Raw genomic sequence first — 18,956 nt, 5'->3', positions numbered from 1 at the left:
CGTTATGCCTTATCGATCAGACTTGTAGCCAGAAGGTCACCGGCCCGTCATTCACCAGTGCCACTTTCATATCCGCGGCGAAACGGCCCGTTTCGGTAGCAATACCCTTCTTACGGCATTGCCCGCAAAAATACTGATACAACCGGTCGGCTTCCTGCGGCTCTGCGCCCTGTGAGAACCCCGGACGCATGCCTTTTTGAGTGTCCGCCGCCAGCGTAAACTGCGAAACCACCAGCAAACTGCCACCAGCCTGCTGGACGTTCAGGTTCATTTTGTCATTCTCGTCACCGAATATCCGGTACCCGATCACCCGTTCACAAAGACGTTTGGCTTTTTGTTCGTCATCGCCCCGCTCAACCCCCAGCAAAACCAGCAACCCTGGCCCGATTTCACCACAGACGCTTCCGTCGATGGTCACGCTGGCATTCAATACCCGCTGAATTAACGCAATCATACAAATCCTTCAGACTGATTTTTCTGCTGCTACTTGCTGAGCAGACTGCAATTTTCTCAGGGAACGAAACTCGCCAAGCGTAACGGTGATTTCCGCGCCAAGAAGCACGATACACCAGCTGACATAGACCCAAAGAAATAAAATTGGAATCACCGCCAGTACACCGTAAATCAACTGATACGATGGGAAAAGCTGAATATACAGAGTGAAGATTTTTTTACTCAGTTCAAATAAGGCACCGGAAACCAGGGCGCCTACCAGCGCATCTTTGGCCGGCACCCTGACCGTGGGCACGACCTGATATAAGAGCCAGAAAGTCACCCAGGAAATCAGCAAAGGCAGGATCCGCAGCGCATGATCGATAAGGGAATGCACGCCACTCAGGTTAAGCCAGTTCAGCGAAAGCAGATAAGAACTGACCGCAACGCTGGCTACCAGCAGAATCGGGCCGAGCGTTAATACCATCCAGTACACTGCAAAGGAGAACACAATCGGGCGCTTGGTTTTGCTGTCCCAGATTTTATTCAGCACGCTGTCTACAGAAGCTATCAGAAGCAACGCAGTGACGATTAATCCACAAGTGCCCACCGCGGTCATTTTACTGGAGTTGGCCACAAACTGTTCAAGATAGCGCTGGATGGTATTGCCCGTTGCCGGCATGAAGTTAGAAAAAATGAAGGTTTTCAGTTGCGCACTGATTTCCGAAAAAACCGGGAATAATGCAAACAGCGAAAATACCACGGCGATCAGCGGAACCAGTGAAAGCAAAGAGACATAGGCTAAATGGCCCGCGAGAAGCGTCAGGCCATCTTTATCTGAACGCTTTAAGAGCAGGACTGTGAATTTCCATAATGATTTTGGGTAGTGCCTCAATGCCCTTTTGTGCATCCTTACATCCTTCAGGAAAAGTATTTCGGTACTGTCTGGTTATCTTCCACCCACACAGCCTCAATGCCTGCCGCACGGGCGGCTTCTATATTCTCAGCAACATCATCAAAGAATACTGCTTGGCTGGCAGAAAATCCTTCTTTCTCAAGCACATGCTGGAAAATTTCCGGTTCAGGTTTACGCATACCCAGATTTTGCGAAAGATACATCGCATCGGTATTGGCTTCAATTTCCGGGTAATGCTGAGGCCAGAAATCCAGATGTAAGCGGTTAGTATTCGACAGCACGACAACGCGATGGCCTTCTTCGCGCAGTTTCTTGAATACCGTGATCACCTCAGGCCTCAACCCGACAAATATGGCTTGCCAGCCCGCGCTGAACTGCTCGAAACTGAGCGCAATGCCCATTTCATGACATAAGTCGGCGGCAAACTGTTCATCGCTGATTTCGCCACGCTCGTGCTTCTGGAATACCTCGCCCATCGAGAATCGCTCCATCAGCGTAGCCAATGGCGTACCGCTCAGATGGCTCCACACGCCAAGAACACGTTTGAAATCAATATCAATAATGACGTTTCCCATATCAAAAATGTACAGCATTGCACGCTCCTGATTTCAAAGATGACTTTTAACTTTAGCGGTAAAACGTACAGGTGAACAGTGACAGATGCGTGGGGTTTAGCGCAGGTTTGGAAAAAAAATACAAAAAAAACAGGGTACCCAAAGGCACCCTGTTTCTGTGTAACGGTATGCGTAAAAGAAGATTAACCTTCTTTTGGACCACGCATTGCACGTTTACGGTCGTTCTCGGTCAGGTGACGTTTACGGATACGCACAGACTGAGGAGTCACTTCGACCAGTTCGTCATCATCGATGAATTCCAGAGCTTGCTCCAGAGACATTTTGATAGCAGGAACCAGAGTCGTTGCTTCGTCAGTACCGGACGCACGCATGTTGGTCAGTTTCTTACCGGTCAGGCAGTTCACGGTCAGGTCGTTAGAACGTGAGTGAATACCGATGATCTGGCCTTCATACACTTCTGCGCCGTGGCCCAGGAACAATTTACCGCGGTCTTGCAGGCTGAACAGTGCGAACGCAACTGCTTTACCCTGACCGTTGGAAATCAGAACGCCATTCTGACGCTGACCGATTTCGCCCTGACGGACGTCATCGTAGTGGCTGAACGTGGAGTACAGCAGACCGGTACCTGAAGTCATGGTCATGAATTCAGTACGGAAGCCGATCAGGCCACGTGCTGGGATCAGGTAATCAAGACGGATACGACCTTTGCCGTCTGGGATCATGTCTTTGACATCGCCTTTACGCTCACCCATGGCCTGCATGACAGAACCCTGGTGTTGCTCTTCGATATCCAGTGTCACGTTCTCGAATGGCTCTTGCATGCGGCCATCGATTTTACGGTTGATTACTTTAGGACGGGAAACCGCCAGCTCGAAACCTTCACGACGCATGTTTTCGATCAGAACCGACAGGTGAAGTTCACCACGGCCTGAAACGCGGAATGCATCAGCATCTTCAGTTTCTTCAACACGCAATGCTACGTTGTGCACCAGTTCTTTGTTCAGACGGTCAAGGATCTGACGTGAAGTCACATACTTACCTTCTTTACCACAGAACGGAGAGGTGTTAACGCAGAAGTACATGGTAACGGTTGGTTCATCAACGCTCAGCGCTGGCAGAGCTTCAACATTTGCCGGGTCACAGATAGTGTCGGAAATGTTCAGCTCACCCAAACCGGTGATCGCGATGATATCGCCAGCTTCAGCAACGGTCGCTTCGATACGCTCAAGACCCATGTGGGTCAGAACTTTACCGACTTTACCGTTACGGGTTTTACCTTCGCTGTCGATCACAGTGATCTGCTGGTTAGGTTTAACAGTACCGCGTTTGATACGACCGATGCCGATGACGCCAACATAGTTGTTGTAGTCCAGCTGAGAGATTTGCATCTGGAAAGGTGCTTCCATCTCAACTTGTGGCGGAGATACGTGGTCAACAATCGCCTGGTACAGCGGGGTCATGTCTTCGGCCATATCGTTATGGTCGTTACCCGCGATACCCATCAGTGCAGATGCATAGATGATTGGGAAATCGAGTTGTTCGTCAGTTGCGTCCAGGTTTACGAACAGGTCAAAGACCTGATCAACAACCCAGTCAGGACGCGCGCCAGGGCGGTCAACTTTGTTGATTACCACGATCGGCTTCAGACCATTAGCGAATGCTTTTTTGGTCACGAAACGGGTTTGCGGCATTGGGCCATCCATTGCATCCACAACCAGCAGCACCGAGTCGACCATTGACATCACACGCTCTACCTCACCGCCGAAGTCGGCGTGTCCTGGGGTATCCACGATGTTGATGCGGTAGTCTTTCCAATTAATGGCGGTGTTTTTTGCGAGGATGGTAATCCCACGCTCTTTCTCCAAATCGTTGGAGTCCATTACGCGTTCGGTAGCTTCTACACGTTCTCCGAAAGTACCGGATTGTTGCAGCAGCTTGTCGACCAGGGTGGTTTTACCATGGTCAACGTGGGCAATAATGGCGATGTTACGCAAATTTTCGATCACAGCTTTGCCTCAGGCATTAGAAATAGCGCGCTATTGTACACGTATTAAGCGAGGTTCTAAACAAGATCACAAGGATCTTGTTGAAACAACTTGTGGATGGCTACTTTGTGATCCCTTTCACGGTGCAAAAGAACCCCTGAACCATTATGACGCACCTTTTTGGTGCCTTGCATCTCACGATTAGCACCATTGTAGTGCAGAAATTCCGTTATGGTGCATACTTATCGAGTGCAAAAGCCCTGTAAAATGGCGTTGTTTGCATTTTCTCAAAGTTGGCACACTTTTCGCTAATAGTTTTTAGAGTAAAAATTTTTTAGGGTAAAAAGTTTTTACTGGGTGAAAGAGTCTGACCAGACAAATAATAGTGCTGTTTAGGCCACACGCCAGTTCAAGTAAAGCTGTTATTTCCAACTAAAGACCAAAAATGGTTATTCGTTCCACGACGATAATGAGAAATTCGGGAGAACTAGTATGTCCGCTGAACACGTTTTGACGATGCTGAATGAGCATGAAGTGAAATTCGTAGATTTACGTTTCACAGATACCAAAGGCAAAGAACAGCACGTCACCATTCCTGCACACCAGGTTAGCGCTGACTTCTTCGAAGAAGGCAAAATGTTTGATGGCTCTTCAATCGGTGGCTGGAAAGGCATTAACGAATCTGACATGGTTTTGATGCCAGATGCGAGCACTGCTGTTCTTGACCCGTTCTACGAAGAAACCACGCTGATCATTCGTTGCGACATCCTTGAGCCAACTACGCTGCAAGGTTATGACCGCGACCCTCGTTCTACTGCAAAACGTGCAGAAGATTTCCTGCGCTCTTCTGGTATCGCGGACACCGTTCTGTTCGGGCCAGAGCCAGAGTTCTTCCTGTTTGATGATGTGCGCTTCGGCAGCAGCATCTCCGGTTCCCACGTTGCTATCGATGATATCGAAGGCGCATGGAACTCAAGCACCAAATACGAAGGTGGCAACAAAGGTCACCGTCCTGCTGTGAAAGGCGGTTACTTCCCGGTTCCTCCGGTCGACTCCTCCCAGGATCTGCGTTCAACCATGTGTCTGACCATGGAAGAAATGGGTCTGGTTGTTGAAGCTCACCACCACGAAGTAGCAACTGCTGGCCAGAACGAAGTGGCAACCCGCTTTAACACGCTGACCAAAAAAGCTGACGAAATCCAAATCTACAAATACGTGGTTCACAACGTGGCTCACGCATTTGGCAAAACTGCGACCTTCATGCCAAAACCAATGTTTGGCGATAACGGTTCCGGTATGCACTGCCACATGTCTCTGTCCAAGAACGGTAACAACCTGTTCGCTGGCGACAAATACGGCGGCCTGTCTGAAATGGCACTGTTCTACATCGGCGGTATCATCAAGCACGCTAAAGCAATCAATGCCTACGCTAACCCGACAACCAACTCCTACAAGCGTTTGGTTCCGGGCTACGAAGCACCCGTGATGCTGGCGTATTCTGCGCGTAACCGTTCTGCCTCTATCCGTATTCCACACGTATCCAGCCCTAAAGCCATGCGTATCGAAGCACGCTTCCCTGATCCAGCGGCTAACCCATACCTGGCGTTTGCTGCACTGATGATGGCCGGCCTGGACGGTATCATCAACAAGATCCACCCTGGCGACGCGATGGATAAAAATCTGTATGACCTGCCACCGGAAGAAGAAGCAGAAATTCCAAAAGTTGCAGGTTCACTGGAAGAAGCTCTGAACGCACTGAACGAAGACCGCGAGTTCCTGACCCGTGGCGGCGTGTTCACTGATGACGCTATCGATGCTTACATCGGTCTGCGTAAAGAAGAAATGGATCGTGTGCGTATGACTCCGCACCCTGTTGAGTTCGAACTGTACTACAGCGTTTAATTTCTGATTAAACCCTGAACTCAGCGCCAGCTGTTGATCTGGCGCTGAGCGTAATACACGACTGATGGCCTGGTTGTAACAAAGCCTTTAGCGTCAAAATTAAGTAAGACGATTTTATTTGTTGCCGTGGAAACTTTCAGCCCATCTCCGGATGGGCTTTTTTCTCCACACTCTTTCCTGCTTAACCCCTCTGGCCCGTGATTTCGCCGGGTAGCGAGATAAAATGCACCAATCAGGTGCGGGAGACTGCGGTATGGCAACTGGCAAGCTGCCCGATGCTGGGCAGATCCTGAATTCCTTAATCAACAGCGTTCTGTTATTGGACGACGAATTGGCTGTGCATTACGCCAATCCAGCCGCTCAGCAGTTACTGGCGCAAAGTTCCCGCAAACTCTTTGGTACTCCTTTGCCGGAACTGGTGGGATATTTTTCGCTCAATATCGACTTAATGCGTGAAAGTCTGACAGCCGGACAGGGCTTTACAGACAGCGAAGTGACTCTGGTTGTCGATGGCCGCGCGCACGTACTTTCACTGACTGCGCAGATGCTGCCGGAAGGTTTTATTCTGGTCGAACTGGCGCCGATGGATAATCAGCGACGCCTCAGTCAGGAACAATTGCAGCATGCTCAACAGGTTGCAGCACGGGATTTGATCCGCGGCCTGGCCCATGAAATCAAAAACCCGCTTGGCGGGCTGCGTGGTGCTGCCCAGTTATTATCCAGAGCACTGCCCGATCCGGCTCTGCTGGAATACACCAAAGTCATTATTGAGCAGGCCGACCGTCTGCGTAATCTGGTTGATCGCCTGCTGGGGCCACAACGCCCAAGCCAGCACGTCACACAAAGCATTCATCAGGTTGCCGAACGTGTTTGCCAGCTGGTGTCGATGGAAAAACCGGATAACGTTCAGCTGGTCAGAGACTATGACCCGAGCCTGCCAGAACTGGCGCACGATCCGGATCAGATAGAACAGATTTTGCTGAACATCACCCGCAACGCATTGCAGGCGCTCGGGGACGAAGGCGGCACAATTACTTTGCGCACACGCACGGCTTTCCAGATTACGTTACACGGCGTGCGTTATCGTCTGGTGGCCCGTATCGATATTGAAGATGACGGCCCTGGCGTACCGGCGCATTTGCAGGACACCCTTTTTTACCCCATGGTCAGTGGCCGCGAAGGGGGCACCGGTTTGGGCCTCTCCATCGCGCGCAGTTTGATTGATCAGCATTCGGGTAAAGTTGAATTTAACAGTTGGCCAGGACACACCGAATTCTCGGTTTTCCTGCCTATTCGCCAGTGAGGTTATTATGCAACGAGGGATAGTCTGGATCGTCGATGACGATAGCTCCATCCGCTGGGTACTTGAACGCGCGCTCACTGGAGCCGGTTTAACCTGCACCACGTTTGACAGCGGCAATGAAGTGCTTGATGCCATTGCGACTCAAACCCCTGACGTTTTGTTATCAGATATCCGTATGCCCGGCATGGACGGTTTAGCGCTGTTAAAACAGATTAAACAGCGCCATCCGATGCTTCCGGTCATCATAATGACAGCGCATTCCGATCTGGATGCCGCGGTCAGCGCCTATCAGCAAGGTGCGTTTGATTATCTGCCAAAACCGTTCGATATCGACGAAGCCGTTGCGCTTGTCGAGCGTGCGATCAGTCATTATCAGGAACAACAACAACCCGCGCGCAGCCAGCCCGCCAGTGGCCCGACAGCTGATATTATTGGTGAAGCGCCAGCCATGCAGGACGTGTTCCGTATCATCGGCCGGTTATCACGCTCTTCAATCAGCGTGCTGATAAACGGGGAATCCGGAACCGGTAAAGAGCTGGTCGCCCATGCTTTGCATCGTCACAGCCCGCGCGCCAAAGCACCGTTTATCGCTCTGAATATGGCAGCAATCCCGAAAGACCTGATTGAGTCCGAATTATTTGGCCACGAAAAAGGCGCATTTACCGGGGCGAATACCATCCGCCAGGGACGTTTTGAGCAGGCCGATAACGGCACGCTGTTCCTCGATGAAATCGGTGATATGCCGCTTGATGTTCAAACCCGCCTGCTGCGCGTGCTGGCTGACGGGCAGTTCTATCGGGTCGGCGGCTATGCGCCGGTAAAAGTGGATGTCAGGATTATCGCGGCTACCCACCAGAATCTGGAGTTACGGGTTCAGGAAGGCAAATTCCGTGAGGACTTATTCCACCGTCTGAACGTGATCCGCGTCCATCTGCCTCCGCTGCGTGAACGTCGTGAAGATATCCCGCGTCTGGCGCGTTATTTCCTGCAAGTTGCGGCGAAAGAACTGGGCGTTGAAGCAAAAAACCTGCATCCGGAAACAGAAACCGCGCTCACCCGTCTGCCGTGGCAAGGCAACGTGCGCCAGCTGGAAAATACCTGTCGCTGGTTAACTGTCATGGCCGCCGGTCAGGAAGTGCTGATTCAGGATTTACCGAGTGAATTGTTTGAAACGGCAGCGCCAGAGACGGGTGGGCAAAGCCTGCCGGACAGTTGGGCAACGTTGCTGGCACAATGGGCCGATCGCGCCCTGCGTTCCGGTCATCAAAACCTGTTGTCAGAAGCACAGCCGGAGATGGAACGTACGCTGCTGACTACGGCGCTGCGCCATACTCAGGGGCACAAACAGGAAGCGGCACGTTTACTGGGCTGGGGACGAAATACCCTGACCCGTAAACTGAAAGAACTGGGTATGGAATAAAAGGCAGATGCCTGAAAGCAAAACAGCCGCAAATGCGGCTGTTTTTGTTTATGCGGCGAGCGTCAGATAACCCGGGAAAATTGCTGCTGGCGAACCTGGCGGCGCAGGTAAATATCAAAACACATGCAGATATTGCGGATCAGCAGACGGCCGCGCGGCGTGACCTGAATATGCGTATCACTCATCTCAACCAGCCCGTCTTCGGTTAGCGGTTTGAGCAGCGCCAGATCGTCGGCAAAATAATCATTAAAGCGGATGCCATAACGTTGTTCGATATCCGCGAAATACAGCTCGAAATGGCAGATCAGCGATTTAATGACATCGCGGCGCAGGCAGTCATCATCGGTCATTTCCAGACCGCGCCATAAGGCATTCCCCTGATCTTCCACTCTGGTGTAATACGTTTTAAGGTCTTTCTCGTTCTGTGCATAGGTATCGCCCAGCATACTGATGGCTGACACCCCCATTCCCAGTAAATCGCTGTCGCCCTGCGTGGTATATCCCTGGAAATTGCGGTGCAGTTTGCCTTCGCGCTGGGCTATCGCCAGTTCGTCGTCAGGACGGGCAAAATGATCCATCCCGATAAAGCGGTAACCGGACGCCGTCAGTGAGGCGATGGTTTCCTGCAGAATCTTCAGTTTCTCTTCTGCGCCCGGCAAATCGGCGTCTTTGATTTTGCGCTGAGCGGCAAACAATTTTGGCATGTGGGCGTAATTGAACACGCTAAGACGATCCGGGTTCAGCTCTGCCACGCGTTGCAGCGTATAAGCAAAGCTTTCCGCCGTTTGTTTCGGCAGGCCGTAAATCAGGTCGATATTGGTGGAGTTGAAACCCAGAGCACGTGCGCGTTCAATCAGCGCAAAGATGAAGTCTTCATCCTGCTCGCGATTCACCAGACGCTGCACTTCTTTGTTGAAATCCTGCACACCCATACTGAGACGATTAAAGCCTTCGCTGCGCAGATGATCGAGTACATCCAGCTCAATTTCGCGCGGATCCACCTCCAGTGACATTTCTGCATCGGGCAGGATATCAAAGTGTGCCCGCAGAAGGCCCATCAGGCGGCTTATCTGCGCTTTATTAAGGTAAGTCGGAGTACCACCGCCCCAGTGCAGCTGGTTGACCTGACGGCCTTTAAAGAGCGGCGCACGGTGGCTGATCTCTTTCTCTAGGACGTTAAGGTATTCTTCGGCTTTATGCTGTTGGCGGGTCACCAGTTTATTGCAGCCGCAGAAATAGCAGAGCTTATGACAGAAAGGAATGTGCACATACAGCGAAAGGGAACGCTCTGGATAACGCGCAGCCGCTTTTTTAAAGGCCGCATCATCATAGTTTTCGCTGAATTCGAGCGCAGTTGGATAGGATGTGTATCGCGGACCTGAATAGTTGTACTTCTGGATCAGCGCTAAATCCCAGACGGTGGTCTGTTCTGACATGGGTAACTTACTCCTTCCGGCGTCGGATGCTGCCGGTTTCCCTTACAGGCAGGCTTTTGGCCTGCCTGAAAAAGGTCGCTCTGCGCAAACGTGCTTTGGTTTTCGATAACCGCCGTAGTTTACCGAATAACCAAAGCATATAACATGCAAAGAGTAAGGCTATTGCCGGGATGACCCAGCGCACAGCTTAGAAACCGTCTTTTGGATTTCCGCGCTTAAGCAACTGCATCATGTCTTCGTTCTTCTCTTCTTCTTCGTCATCTTCATCGTCGCCGAGTTCAATGCCGAGGATTTCCATCAGAACATCAATACGATCCAGCGTCTGATCAACGTAAGCCTGATCTTCTGCGCTCAGTGCTTTGCCGTCATCGATAAGGTCCAGGAGTGAATCCAGCCGCTCATCATTTTCCAGCAACGTCAGTTCTTCTTCCGGCGTCATTTTTGGTTTTGCATCTTGTTTCGGCTGCGCGGCTTTTTTAGCTTTCGCCGCATTGTTCGTTACTGTCTCAACGATTAATGGCACTGCTTTCTTACTGCCGATGCGCGGATCGGCTTTCTTAGCGCCAGAACCGTTTTGATTCTGAGCCGCATCCGGATTGGCACGTGAGCCTGCTTTATGGCCACGGCGCTTGTTATCACGCTTGCGTTCGCGCGCTTCGATATCAAGCTCTACACGACTTTTCTTCTTCGTTTTAGCTGTCGCGGTTTTGGCGCGTGGTGCTTTCGCTGGCTGTTTCATGGCATCTGCTCTTAGGTGTGTACATTTAGTATAGATTTGCGGCGGAATCTAGCAGAAAGCGAACAAAGAAAAAAGGCAGCAAGTTAACCTTGCTGCCTTTTTCTTTCCTTCAACAGAAGGACATTCCTCAAACACTTTCCCTGTATAGCGTCAACGTCCCGGTTTTTCCTTTGCCTTTCAGAGCCTCCGGCCCCGTTCGTCCTTAAATCGCAATGCATTTCCCGTGATCCGTGAATGCAGAACTCATCCGTGTTTCCCTACTTGCCTTCATCGCGTAAGAATTACTTTACCCGACTGGCGCAAAGGCTCAAGATACCCGCCAGCCGCCAGTGAAGTTTCGGAAACACTCAAATTTTATCTTCTTGATTACGATAAGAATTAAAAAACTACGGCGATAAAACAAGCGAAATAACCCGCATCATGAATAGCAAATGTCTTACATCATGAAGGCAATTTCCCCCGCCTTCATCTCTGTGGTCCCTTCGCCTCATCATTCGGATTTCAAAAACACGAACACATCTCGGCTCTGTTGCAGTTATAATCGCCAGCCAGATACTCATGCCTCACGGAGACGCACGTTTTGACCAGCCAAACTTACAACTATCATATGACCCATTTCGTCATGAGCGCCCCGGATATCCGGCACCTGCCAGCTGACGAAGGCATTGAAGTCGCATTTGCTGGTCGTTCAAACGCCGGCAAATCCAGTGCGCTGAATACGCTGACGCAGCAAAAAAGTCTCGCACGTACCAGTAAAACGCCGGGACGTACTCAGCTGATCAACCTGTTCGAAGTCAAACCCGGCATCCGTCTGGTCGACTTGCCGGGTTACGGCTATGCAGAAGTACCGGAAGAAATGAAACGCAAATGGCAGCGCGCACTGGGCGAATATCTGCAAATGCGTAATTCGCTGAAAGGTCTGGTTGTGCTGATGGATATCCGTCATCCGCTTAAAGATCTTGATCAGCAGATGATTCAGTGGGCAGTGGATGTTGGTACGCCGGTAATGTTGCTGCTGACCAAGGCCGACAAACTGGCTTCCGGTGCGCGTCAGGCGCAAATCAAGATGGTCCGTGAAGCGGTAAAAGAATTCATGGGCGATATTCAGGTTGAAGCGTTCTCTTCCCCGAAGAAAATGGGCGTGGATAAACTGAGCGATAAGCTGAACAACTGGTTCAACGAGATCCCACCGGAAGTGCTGGAAGAAGAATTGTCCGGCGAATAACGTTACCGGCCATTATAAAGGCACGTGTAAGTAAAGAACATCATCAGGGTGACCAGCAGGTCGCCCTTTTTTATGGATAGCGTTTGAGGGTAGCCTTCGCAACGCCATGAAAAGCACAATAAAAAACGCCCCAGACATAAATGCCTGGGGCGGCTAAAATATTCAGCCAAATCCGATTACGTGAAGTAAAAGGTCTGAAAGATAGAACATCTTACCTCTGTACCCTACGAGAGAAACTTTACCCTATTTCCTGACGGGGAAAAAGAACTTTTTGTAGTTTACTTACACAAAAATCGCGGATTATGCGATCACCTTCAAGGTCTGAGCACATAATCCTGTAGCTTAATTACAAAAAAAGCTTAATTACTATCCACTTAGTCAAATGACCACTTAGTGAGCCTGGTCCCAGTTTTCACCCGTTCCGACATCCACTTTGAGCGGAACAGCGAGCTCCATGCTCGACTCCATCAAATTACGAATTTTCTCACTTGCTGCATCGACATCATCCTTATGCACCTCGAACACCAGTTCATCGTGTACCTGCATGATAATGCGGGCACGAGGAGCATCGGATTGCTTGAGCCAATCAGCAACGCAGATCATCGCGCGTTTGATAATGTCCGCTGCCGTTCCCTGCATCGGGGCGTTGATTGCGGCACGCTCGGCGCCTTTACGACGCATGGCGTTACTGGATTTTATATCCGGCAGATACAGACGGCGGCCATCAAGCGTTTCAACATAACCCTGCTCAGAAGCCTGAGTACGTGTACGTTCCATGTATTCAAGTACGCCCGGATAGCGCTCAAAATACAGATCCATATAACGCTGAGATTCTTTACGGGGAATGTTCAGCTGACGGGATAATCCAAAAGCGCTCATACCATAAATCAGACCAAAGTTAATCGCCTTAGCGCTACGACGTTGTTCACCGGTGACGCTTTCCAGTGGCGTACCAAAGACTTCTGCCGCGGTTGCACGGTGGATATCTTTACCTTCAGCAAACGCTTTCAGTAAACCTTCATCTTTGGATAAATGCGCCATGATACGCAGTTCAATTTGCGAATAGTCGGCAGCCAGAATGATGTAATCTTTTGGCGCAATAAAAGCCTGACGAATACGACGCCCTTCGTCATTACGCACAGGAATGTTTTGCAGGTTTGGATCGCTGGATGACAGACGACCGGTAGCGGTTACCGCCTGATGGTAAGAGGTATGAACCCTGCCAGACTGCGGGTTGATCATCAGAGGCAACTTATCGGTATACGTTGACTTCAGCTTTGCCAGACCACGATATTCCAGAATCACTTTTGGCAGTGGATAATCCAGTGCCAGCTCAGCCAGAACTTCTTCATTCGTTGATGGAGCCCCGCCTGGCGTTTTCTTCAGAATTGGCAATTTCTGTTTTTCATACAAAATAGCCTGGAGTTGCTTGGTCGAAGAAAGGTTGAAAGGTTCTTCCGCCAGCTCGTGCGCTTTGTTTTCCAGCTCGTTCAGGCGGATGGCCAGCTCTTTGGAATGAGCGGCCAAAATATTCTGATCAATCAAAACACCGGTGCGCTCGATATGAGACAAAACTGGCACCAGTGGCATTTCAATTTCAGTGAAAACTTTCTTCAGTGATTCACTTTCCTGAATACGTGGCCAAAGCGCCTGATGCAATTGGAGCGTAACATCAGCGTCTTCCGCTGCATACGGCGCGGCTTGCTCCAAAGCGATCTGGTTGAAAGTCAGCTGATTTTTGCCTTTCCCGGCTATCTCTTCGAAACCTACAGTTTTATGGCCGAGGTAACGATCTGCGAGGCTGTCCATATCATGGCGGCCAGATACGCTATCGAGAACGTAGGATTCAAGCATCGTGTCGTAGGCAATGCCTTTCATTTCGATGTCATAGCGCAATAAGATGCCCCGATCGAATTTCAGGTTCTGCCCGACTTTCAGTTGCTTCTCATCTTCCAGCAGCGGTTTAAGTTGCTTAAGCACTTGATCGCGATCAAGTTGTACCGGCGCGTCCAGATAATCATGAGCAACGGGCAGATAAGCGGCTTTGCCTGCTTCTGTCGCGAAAGACAGACCAATCAGGTTGGCCGTCAGCGTATCCAGACCATCGGTTTCTGTATCGAATGCAAAAACATCAGCGGCTTTCAGATAACCGATCCATTCATCGAGCGTTGCCTGATCCAGAATAGTAACGTAGCCCTCTTGCGAAAGCTGGTTAGGTTCGACAGCAGATGTTGAAGTCGTTTCTTCATTCTGCGCAGCTTTCTTAGCTGCTGCTGGCGCTTTTCCTGCCGATTTTTTAGCGCTCAGCCAGGTACCGGATTCGACGTCCGCCAGCCAGCGCTTAAATTCATAGCGGCCAAACAGTTTGTGGAGTTCATCGGCATCAGGCTCAGAAACCGTCAGTTCGGCACAAGACAGATCCAGCTTAACGTCGGTTTTAATGGTCGCCAGCTGATAAGAGAGGTAAGCAACCTCTTTATTATCCGCCAGTTTTGCAGCCATGGTTTTTGAACCCCGGAAGCTTAATGTCGATACTTTATCCAGATCTTCATACAACGCATCAAGGCCACCAATGCCCTGTAACAGAGCTTGCGCTGTTTTCTCTCCAACGCCCGGCACGCCCGGAATGTTATCCGAAGAATCGCCCATCAAAGCCAGGAAATCGATAATCAGTTCAGGCGGTACACCATATTTCTCAACGACTTCTTCAGGCCCGAGAATCGCATTATTCATGGTGTTAATCAGCGTCACGCCCGGCGTCACCAGCTGCGCCATATCTTTATCGCCGGTACTAATGAGAACCGCATGGCCTGCCTTTTCCGCTTCCAGTGCCAGAGTACCGATCACGTCGTCAGCTTCTACGCCGGAAACCACCAGCAGGGGTAAGCCCATGGCTTTAACCATCTGGTGCAAAGGTTCAATTTGCGAGCGCAGATCATCAGGCATTGGAGGACGATGGGATTTGTACTGTTCAAAAAGTTCGTCACGGAAGGTTTTGCCTTTCGCGTCGAAAACCACAGCGACATGGCTTGGTGTGTATTGCAGCAATAAACTGCGCAACATGTTAAGCACACCGTACATCGCGCCTGTCGGTTCACCCGCAGAGTTCGTCAGCGGCGGGAACGCATGATAAGCGCGATAGAGGTAAGACGAACCGTCCACCAGGATTAAGGGGTTTTCTGCTATCTGGGCCATAACTCTTCTTTATTCGTGATCAGACATGCTCTAAGGATGCCATAGCCAGCCGGAAAGACGAACCTCAGGAGGAAAAATCATTGCGAACTTGCGACGGATCTCGAAGGATCTTCCTGTGGATAAGTTTGTGAATAGTTTCCAAAGGGGATTATTATCTGAAATGTACTGGAAAATATTACAGAATTTTAACTACTGGTTTCATCAGGTTATAGAAAGTAGGCGGGGGATTTTCGTGTAATAGAAACTTAATAGCTTTTGTGGATAGTTATATTTATTAAAAACAATTACCGGCAGAAGACATTTATATTTTCGTCAGTAATCATTTCTGATTTTTAATTTTATAAAAATAGAACGCCAGCCCTAAGGCTGGCGCTGGGATCAAAACGTCTTATTTTTTGGTCGATAAGAAGTTAATCACATCAGAATATTGTTTGACGTAACTGTCCATTGAGCTGGTATCAAGTCCGTCATTTTTAACCATATATTTGCCGTTCACAAATACAGAAGGTACGCCTTGCAGACCCAGATCGGCAGCGGCTTTTTCCTGTTGAACAACCAGTGATTTCACTACAAAGCTGTTAAGCGCAGCATCGTAGTCTTCACCTTTCACACCGGCCTGAATAAACACCTTACGGATATCATCAGCATTCTGAACAGACTGTTGTTTCTGAACGGCATCAAACATCAGCGGGCTGACTTTATCCTCAACACCCAGAGCAATAGCAACAGCCCATGCCTGAGTTAATTGTTTACCCAAAGGCCCCAGGAATTCCACGTGGTATTTGGTGTATTTCACATCTTTTGGCAGGTTCTTACGGATGCTGTCTGATACATGCCAGACTTGTTCGAACTGATAGCAGTGCGGGCAATAAAATGAGAAGAACTCGAGTACCTGTGGTTCATTAGCAACGGTTTTATCTAAAGTAACGTACTGTGCACCATCAGAAAACTGTGCTGCAGATACACTGAAGGCCATAACCAAACCAACCAGTGCCAGGAATATCTTTTTCATATAAAGCCTATCTCCATTTAATTAAACTTCGAACATTAATCGTGACTCAGTACATTGGCATCAGCTGTAAAGGAGGTGCCTGTAATTTCCTAATTTGCTCGGTGAAAGCGGATATCTGACCACGCCAAAAATCTTCGTCCTGCATCCACGGGAAGCTTTTTGGAAACGCAGGATCACCCCAGCGCTTCGCGACCCAGGCCAGATAATAGACCATGCGCATAGCACGCAGCGGCTCAATTAACGCCAGCTCGCTGGAATCAAAATCGGCGAATTCCTCATAAGCTTCCAGCAAGATATCTAACTGAATTCGTTGTTCACTTTGCTCGCCATGTAACAACATCCACATATCCTGAACGGCCGGGCCGGTGCGGGCATCATCCATATCGACAAACAGCGGACCATCACGCCAGAGAATATTTCCCGGATGGCAATCACCGTGTAAACGTATCGACTGCCAGTCCGTATGCCAGAATTCCCGCGTTGTACGGATCAGGTTATCAGTAGCGGATAAGAAAGGTTCGCGCAGGCTGGCGGGTATCAGGGAACATTGCGCGAGAACTTCGCGCGGCTGCGTCAGATACTCATCCAATCCTATCGTCGGACGAACTTTGAACGGGCTCTGACTACCAACCTGATGAATGCGGCCGAGGAAACGGCCCACCCATTCCAGCTGGTCCAGATTATCGATTTCATACTGACGACCGCCCACGCTGGGAAACACTGTGAACAGGTAACCCTGATGGCGATGGAGGGTATCTTTATTGATTGAAAGCGGAGCGACAGCCGGTATTTCAGCATCAGCCATATCAAGCGAGAAACGATGCTCTTCGTAAATTTGCTCTTCGCTCCAGCGTTCCGGGCGGTAGAATTTCACGACGTAACGTTTTCGGTCTTCACCAAGAAATTGGTAAACCCGGTTCTCGTAGCTGTTCAATGCAGTGAGGCCGGACTCAGCAATAAGACCGACACTCTCTAAAGCATCAAGGATAAGATCCGGCGACAATGCCTGAAAATTAAATGCTGAATTGTTCATGACTTCATTCGGATTGGCCGCACAGAAAAATGACAATGGGAAATAGTATCATCTATTTTTAGCGGCACGCATGAAGTTCACATAAGTTTACATCAATCTTTAATCACGCCACGGGCACGTAAAAGAGCGGTTTTAAAGTCATCCTCATAGTCTTTCTTAAGCCCCGGGATTTCAGCTGTGCTGTCGGTACCACGCATTTTAAGGTGATAAATCAAGGTATCATCGCTCAGTTCACCCAACTGTCCCTGATAACCACATTCCGTTGCCAGTTTCTGAATAAACTCCATCAGGTTCAGATCACAGTCTTCTTTCCATGCCGGGTGCAGTAGTTCGATCAACTCGTTTACGCGATGCTCTTTCATGATATTCCTTCTCCACTTGTTTTCAGACCTTAAAAATAACAGGGTTATTTCGTCAGGGAAAGTACAAGCTCACCGCAGAAAAGTTTAACCTGCGCGCGGCCAAATTATGGCGTTACAATAACTGCAATAATGAGGTTTCAACGGGCAAATATTATGGATCGTAGTAGCATCACTGGCGTTATTTTAGCCGGCGGTCGGTCGAGCAGGATGGGTGAAGATAAAGGACTGATTGATATTCATGGTCAGCCTTTATTTGAACACATCGCTCAAAGATTACGCCCACAAGTCGGAGATATTCTGATCAGCTGTAATCTGAACTCTGAGCGTTACGGAAGGGATTTCCAGACAGTCCCGGATATCAAACAGGATTTCTCAGGCCCTCTTGCCGGTATGCTTGCAGCGTTATCGGTGAGCAAAACCGAATGGGTACTCTTTGTTCCCTGCGACGTTCCGGCTTTCCCTGTCGATCTCAGTGAAATGTTATCTGTCGGGCTTTCCGGACAGAAAGCGGCTTATGCTCGTGACACAGAACGTGAGCATCCAACACTTTGCCTGTTAAACAGGAGCCTGATACCAGCACTCACGACGTATCTTAAAAACGGTGACAGGAAGCTCATGATTTTTCTTCATAGTATTGGAGCAAAATCGGTGCTGTTCAGTGATTCTGCCGCCTTTTCCAATCTCAACACGCCGGAAGATGTGGCTAACTGGAAAACCCACAACCCGGATCTCTCTCAAGATGATAAATAAAAAAACGCCTTTGCTTGGGATCGTCGCTTATAGCGGAACCGGAAAAACAACCTTGCTGAAACAGCTCATTCCCTATCTGCGACAGCGTGGCGTACGGACCGGTCTCATTAAACACACCCATCATGATGTGGATGTGGATACGCCGGGGAAAGATAGCTTTGTGCTACGTAAAGCGGGCGCAGACCAGACTATGATTGCCAGCAGCAGCCGGTGGGCGCTGATGACTGAAACGCCGGAACAAGACGAGCCGAATCTTGAATATCTGGCAGCGCGTTTCGACAGTAATAATCTGGATATGATTTTAGTAGAAGGATTTAAGCATGAAGAAATTGATAAAATAATGCTGTACAGAAAAGAAACAGGGAAATCGCTGGAGAGTCTGATAGATCTGCATGTTATTGCTGTCGCAAGTGATGATCTGTTCATACCGGTTTCACAGGCAATCAGCATTCTGAATATAAATGAGGTAGATAAAGTAGGAGAATTTGTACTTCAGTGGCTGAAAAATAAGCAAAACTAGGGTATCTCTTCTTTTGTTTCTCCAAATTTCCCATAGCAAAAAGCCCTGTACGTCAGTACAGGGCTTTCCACTTATTTGATGCCTGGCAGTTCCCTACTCTCGCATGGGGAGACCCCACACTACCATCGGCGCTACGGCGTTTCACTTCTGA

General features: G+C 49.5%; 17 protein-coding genes. 6 read left to right on the top strand and 11 right to left on the bottom strand.

Annotation, left to right across the window (positions count from 1 at the left end; genetic code table 11):
- Window positions 1–16: 16 nt before the first annotated feature.
- From dtd to typA, 4 genes are all read right to left on the bottom strand, one after another.
- Entirely contained in the window at window positions 17–454 is a 438-nt protein-coding gene (gene dtd, locus GW579_RS22455; protein WP_165061986.1) for a D-aminoacyl-tRNA deacylase, read from the bottom strand.
- Between the two features lie 9 nt (window positions 455–463).
- Window positions 464–1,342 (bottom strand): virulence factor BrkB family protein, encoded by an 879-nt coding sequence (locus tag GW579_RS22450; protein WP_152324951.1) that lies wholly within the window; start codon window positions 1,340–1,342, stop codon window positions 464–466.
- 11 nt (window positions 1,343–1,353) lie between these two features.
- Window positions 1,354–1,941 (bottom strand): glucose-1-phosphatase, encoded by a 588-nt coding sequence (yihX, locus tag GW579_RS22445; RefSeq protein WP_165061984.1) that lies wholly within the window; start codon window positions 1,939–1,941, stop codon window positions 1,354–1,356.
- A 164-nt stretch (window positions 1,942–2,105) separates the two neighbouring features.
- Entirely contained in the window at window positions 2,106–3,929 is a 1,824-nt protein-coding gene (typA, locus tag GW579_RS22440) for a ribosome-dependent GTPase TypA (RefSeq protein ID WP_152324949.1), read from the bottom strand.
- Window positions 3,930–4,400: 471 nt separating this feature from the next.
- Here typA and glnA point away from each other — a divergent pair, with 471 nt between their 5' ends.
- The 3 genes from glnA to glnG all read left to right on the top strand — a co-directional run bounded on the left by glnA (window position 4,401) and on the right by glnG (window position 8,533).
- Window positions 4,401–5,810, top strand: coding sequence for a glutamate--ammonia ligase (gene glnA / locus GW579_RS22435; RefSeq protein ID WP_152324947.1), 1,410 nt, complete (start codon window positions 4,401–4,403; stop codon window positions 5,808–5,810).
- A gap of 253 nt (window positions 5,811–6,063) precedes the next feature.
- Window positions 6,064–7,113 carry a nitrogen regulation protein NR(II) gene (gene glnL / locus GW579_RS22430; protein ID WP_152324945.1) on the top strand — a complete coding sequence of 350 codons (1,050 nt, stop codon included), beginning with the start codon at window positions 6,064–6,066 and terminating at the stop codon, window positions 7,111–7,113.
- Window positions 7,114–7,120: 7 nt separating this feature from the next.
- Window positions 7,121–8,533, top strand: coding sequence for a nitrogen regulation protein NR(I) (glnG, locus tag GW579_RS22425; RefSeq protein WP_152324944.1), 1,413 nt, complete (start codon window positions 7,121–7,123; stop codon window positions 8,531–8,533).
- Window positions 8,534–8,595: 62 nt separating this feature from the next.
- On the opposite strand, the gene hemN is transcribed toward glnG, so the two are convergent.
- On the bottom strand, window positions 8,596–9,969 hold the full coding sequence (gene hemN, locus GW579_RS22420; RefSeq protein WP_165061982.1) for an oxygen-independent coproporphyrinogen III oxidase: 1,374 nt from the start codon (window positions 9,967–9,969) through the stop codon (window positions 8,596–8,598).
- A gap of 187 nt (window positions 9,970–10,156) precedes the next feature.
- Window positions 10,157–10,708, bottom strand: coding sequence for a Der GTPase-activating protein YihI (gene yihI / locus GW579_RS22415; RefSeq protein ID WP_152324940.1), 552 nt, complete (start codon window positions 10,706–10,708; stop codon window positions 10,157–10,159).
- A 580-nt stretch (window positions 10,709–11,288) separates the two neighbouring features.
- On the opposite strand from yihI, the gene yihA reads away from it, so the two are divergent.
- Complete coding sequence (gene yihA / locus GW579_RS22410) at window positions 11,289–11,933, top strand: ribosome biogenesis GTP-binding protein YihA/YsxC (protein WP_152324939.1); 645 nt, start codon at window positions 11,289–11,291, stop codon at window positions 11,931–11,933.
- A gap of 162 nt (window positions 11,934–12,095) precedes the next feature.
- On the opposite strand, the gene spfP is transcribed toward yihA, so the two are convergent.
- From spfP to GW579_RS22390, 5 genes are all read right to left on the bottom strand, one after another.
- On the bottom strand, window positions 12,096–12,143 hold the full coding sequence (spfP, locus tag GW579_RS24025) for a small protein SpfP (RefSeq protein ID WP_071892919.1): 48 nt from the start codon (window positions 12,141–12,143) through the stop codon (window positions 12,096–12,098).
- 180 nt (window positions 12,144–12,323) lie between these two features.
- On the bottom strand, window positions 12,324–15,128 hold the full coding sequence (gene polA, locus GW579_RS22405) for a DNA polymerase I (RefSeq protein ID WP_165061980.1): 2,805 nt from the start codon (window positions 15,126–15,128) through the stop codon (window positions 12,324–12,326).
- 388 nt (window positions 15,129–15,516) lie between these two features.
- Window positions 15,517–16,140: a thiol:disulfide interchange protein DsbA gene (gene dsbA, locus GW579_RS22400; protein ID WP_165061978.1), complete on the bottom strand. Its 624-nt coding sequence runs from the start codon at window positions 16,138–16,140 to the stop codon at window positions 15,517–15,519.
- Window positions 16,141–16,186: 46 nt separating this feature from the next.
- The gene (locus GW579_RS22395) at window positions 16,187–17,173 is read right to left on the bottom strand and encodes a serine/threonine protein kinase (RefSeq protein WP_152324937.1); all 987 of its coding nucleotides are present in this window, start codon (window positions 17,171–17,173) and stop codon (window positions 16,187–16,189) included.
- Window positions 17,174–17,265: 92 nt separating this feature from the next.
- Window positions 17,266–17,535 carry a YihD family protein gene (locus GW579_RS22390; protein WP_152324935.1) on the bottom strand — a complete coding sequence of 90 codons (270 nt, stop codon included), beginning with the start codon at window positions 17,533–17,535 and terminating at the stop codon, window positions 17,266–17,268.
- Window positions 17,536–17,688: 153 nt separating this feature from the next.
- Here GW579_RS22390 and mobA point away from each other — a divergent pair, with 153 nt between their 5' ends.
- Complete coding sequence (gene mobA / locus GW579_RS22385) at window positions 17,689–18,285, top strand: molybdenum cofactor guanylyltransferase MobA (protein ID WP_165061976.1); 597 nt, start codon at window positions 17,689–17,691, stop codon at window positions 18,283–18,285.
- Window positions 18,275–18,805, top strand: coding sequence for a molybdopterin-guanine dinucleotide biosynthesis protein MobB (gene mobB / locus GW579_RS22380; RefSeq protein ID WP_165061974.1), 531 nt, complete (start codon window positions 18,275–18,277; stop codon window positions 18,803–18,805). The genes mobA and mobB overlap by 11 nt, the downstream gene beginning before the upstream one ends.
- Window positions 18,806–18,956 lie beyond the last annotated feature (151 nt).

The sequence above is a fragment of the Rahnella contaminans genome (assembly GCF_011065485.1).
Classification (GTDB): domain Bacteria; phylum Pseudomonadota; class Gammaproteobacteria; order Enterobacterales; family Enterobacteriaceae; genus Rahnella; species Rahnella contaminans.
The sequence above is the reverse complement of the archived record's forward strand: the minus strand, read 5'-3'. Positions and strand labels throughout refer to the sequence as shown.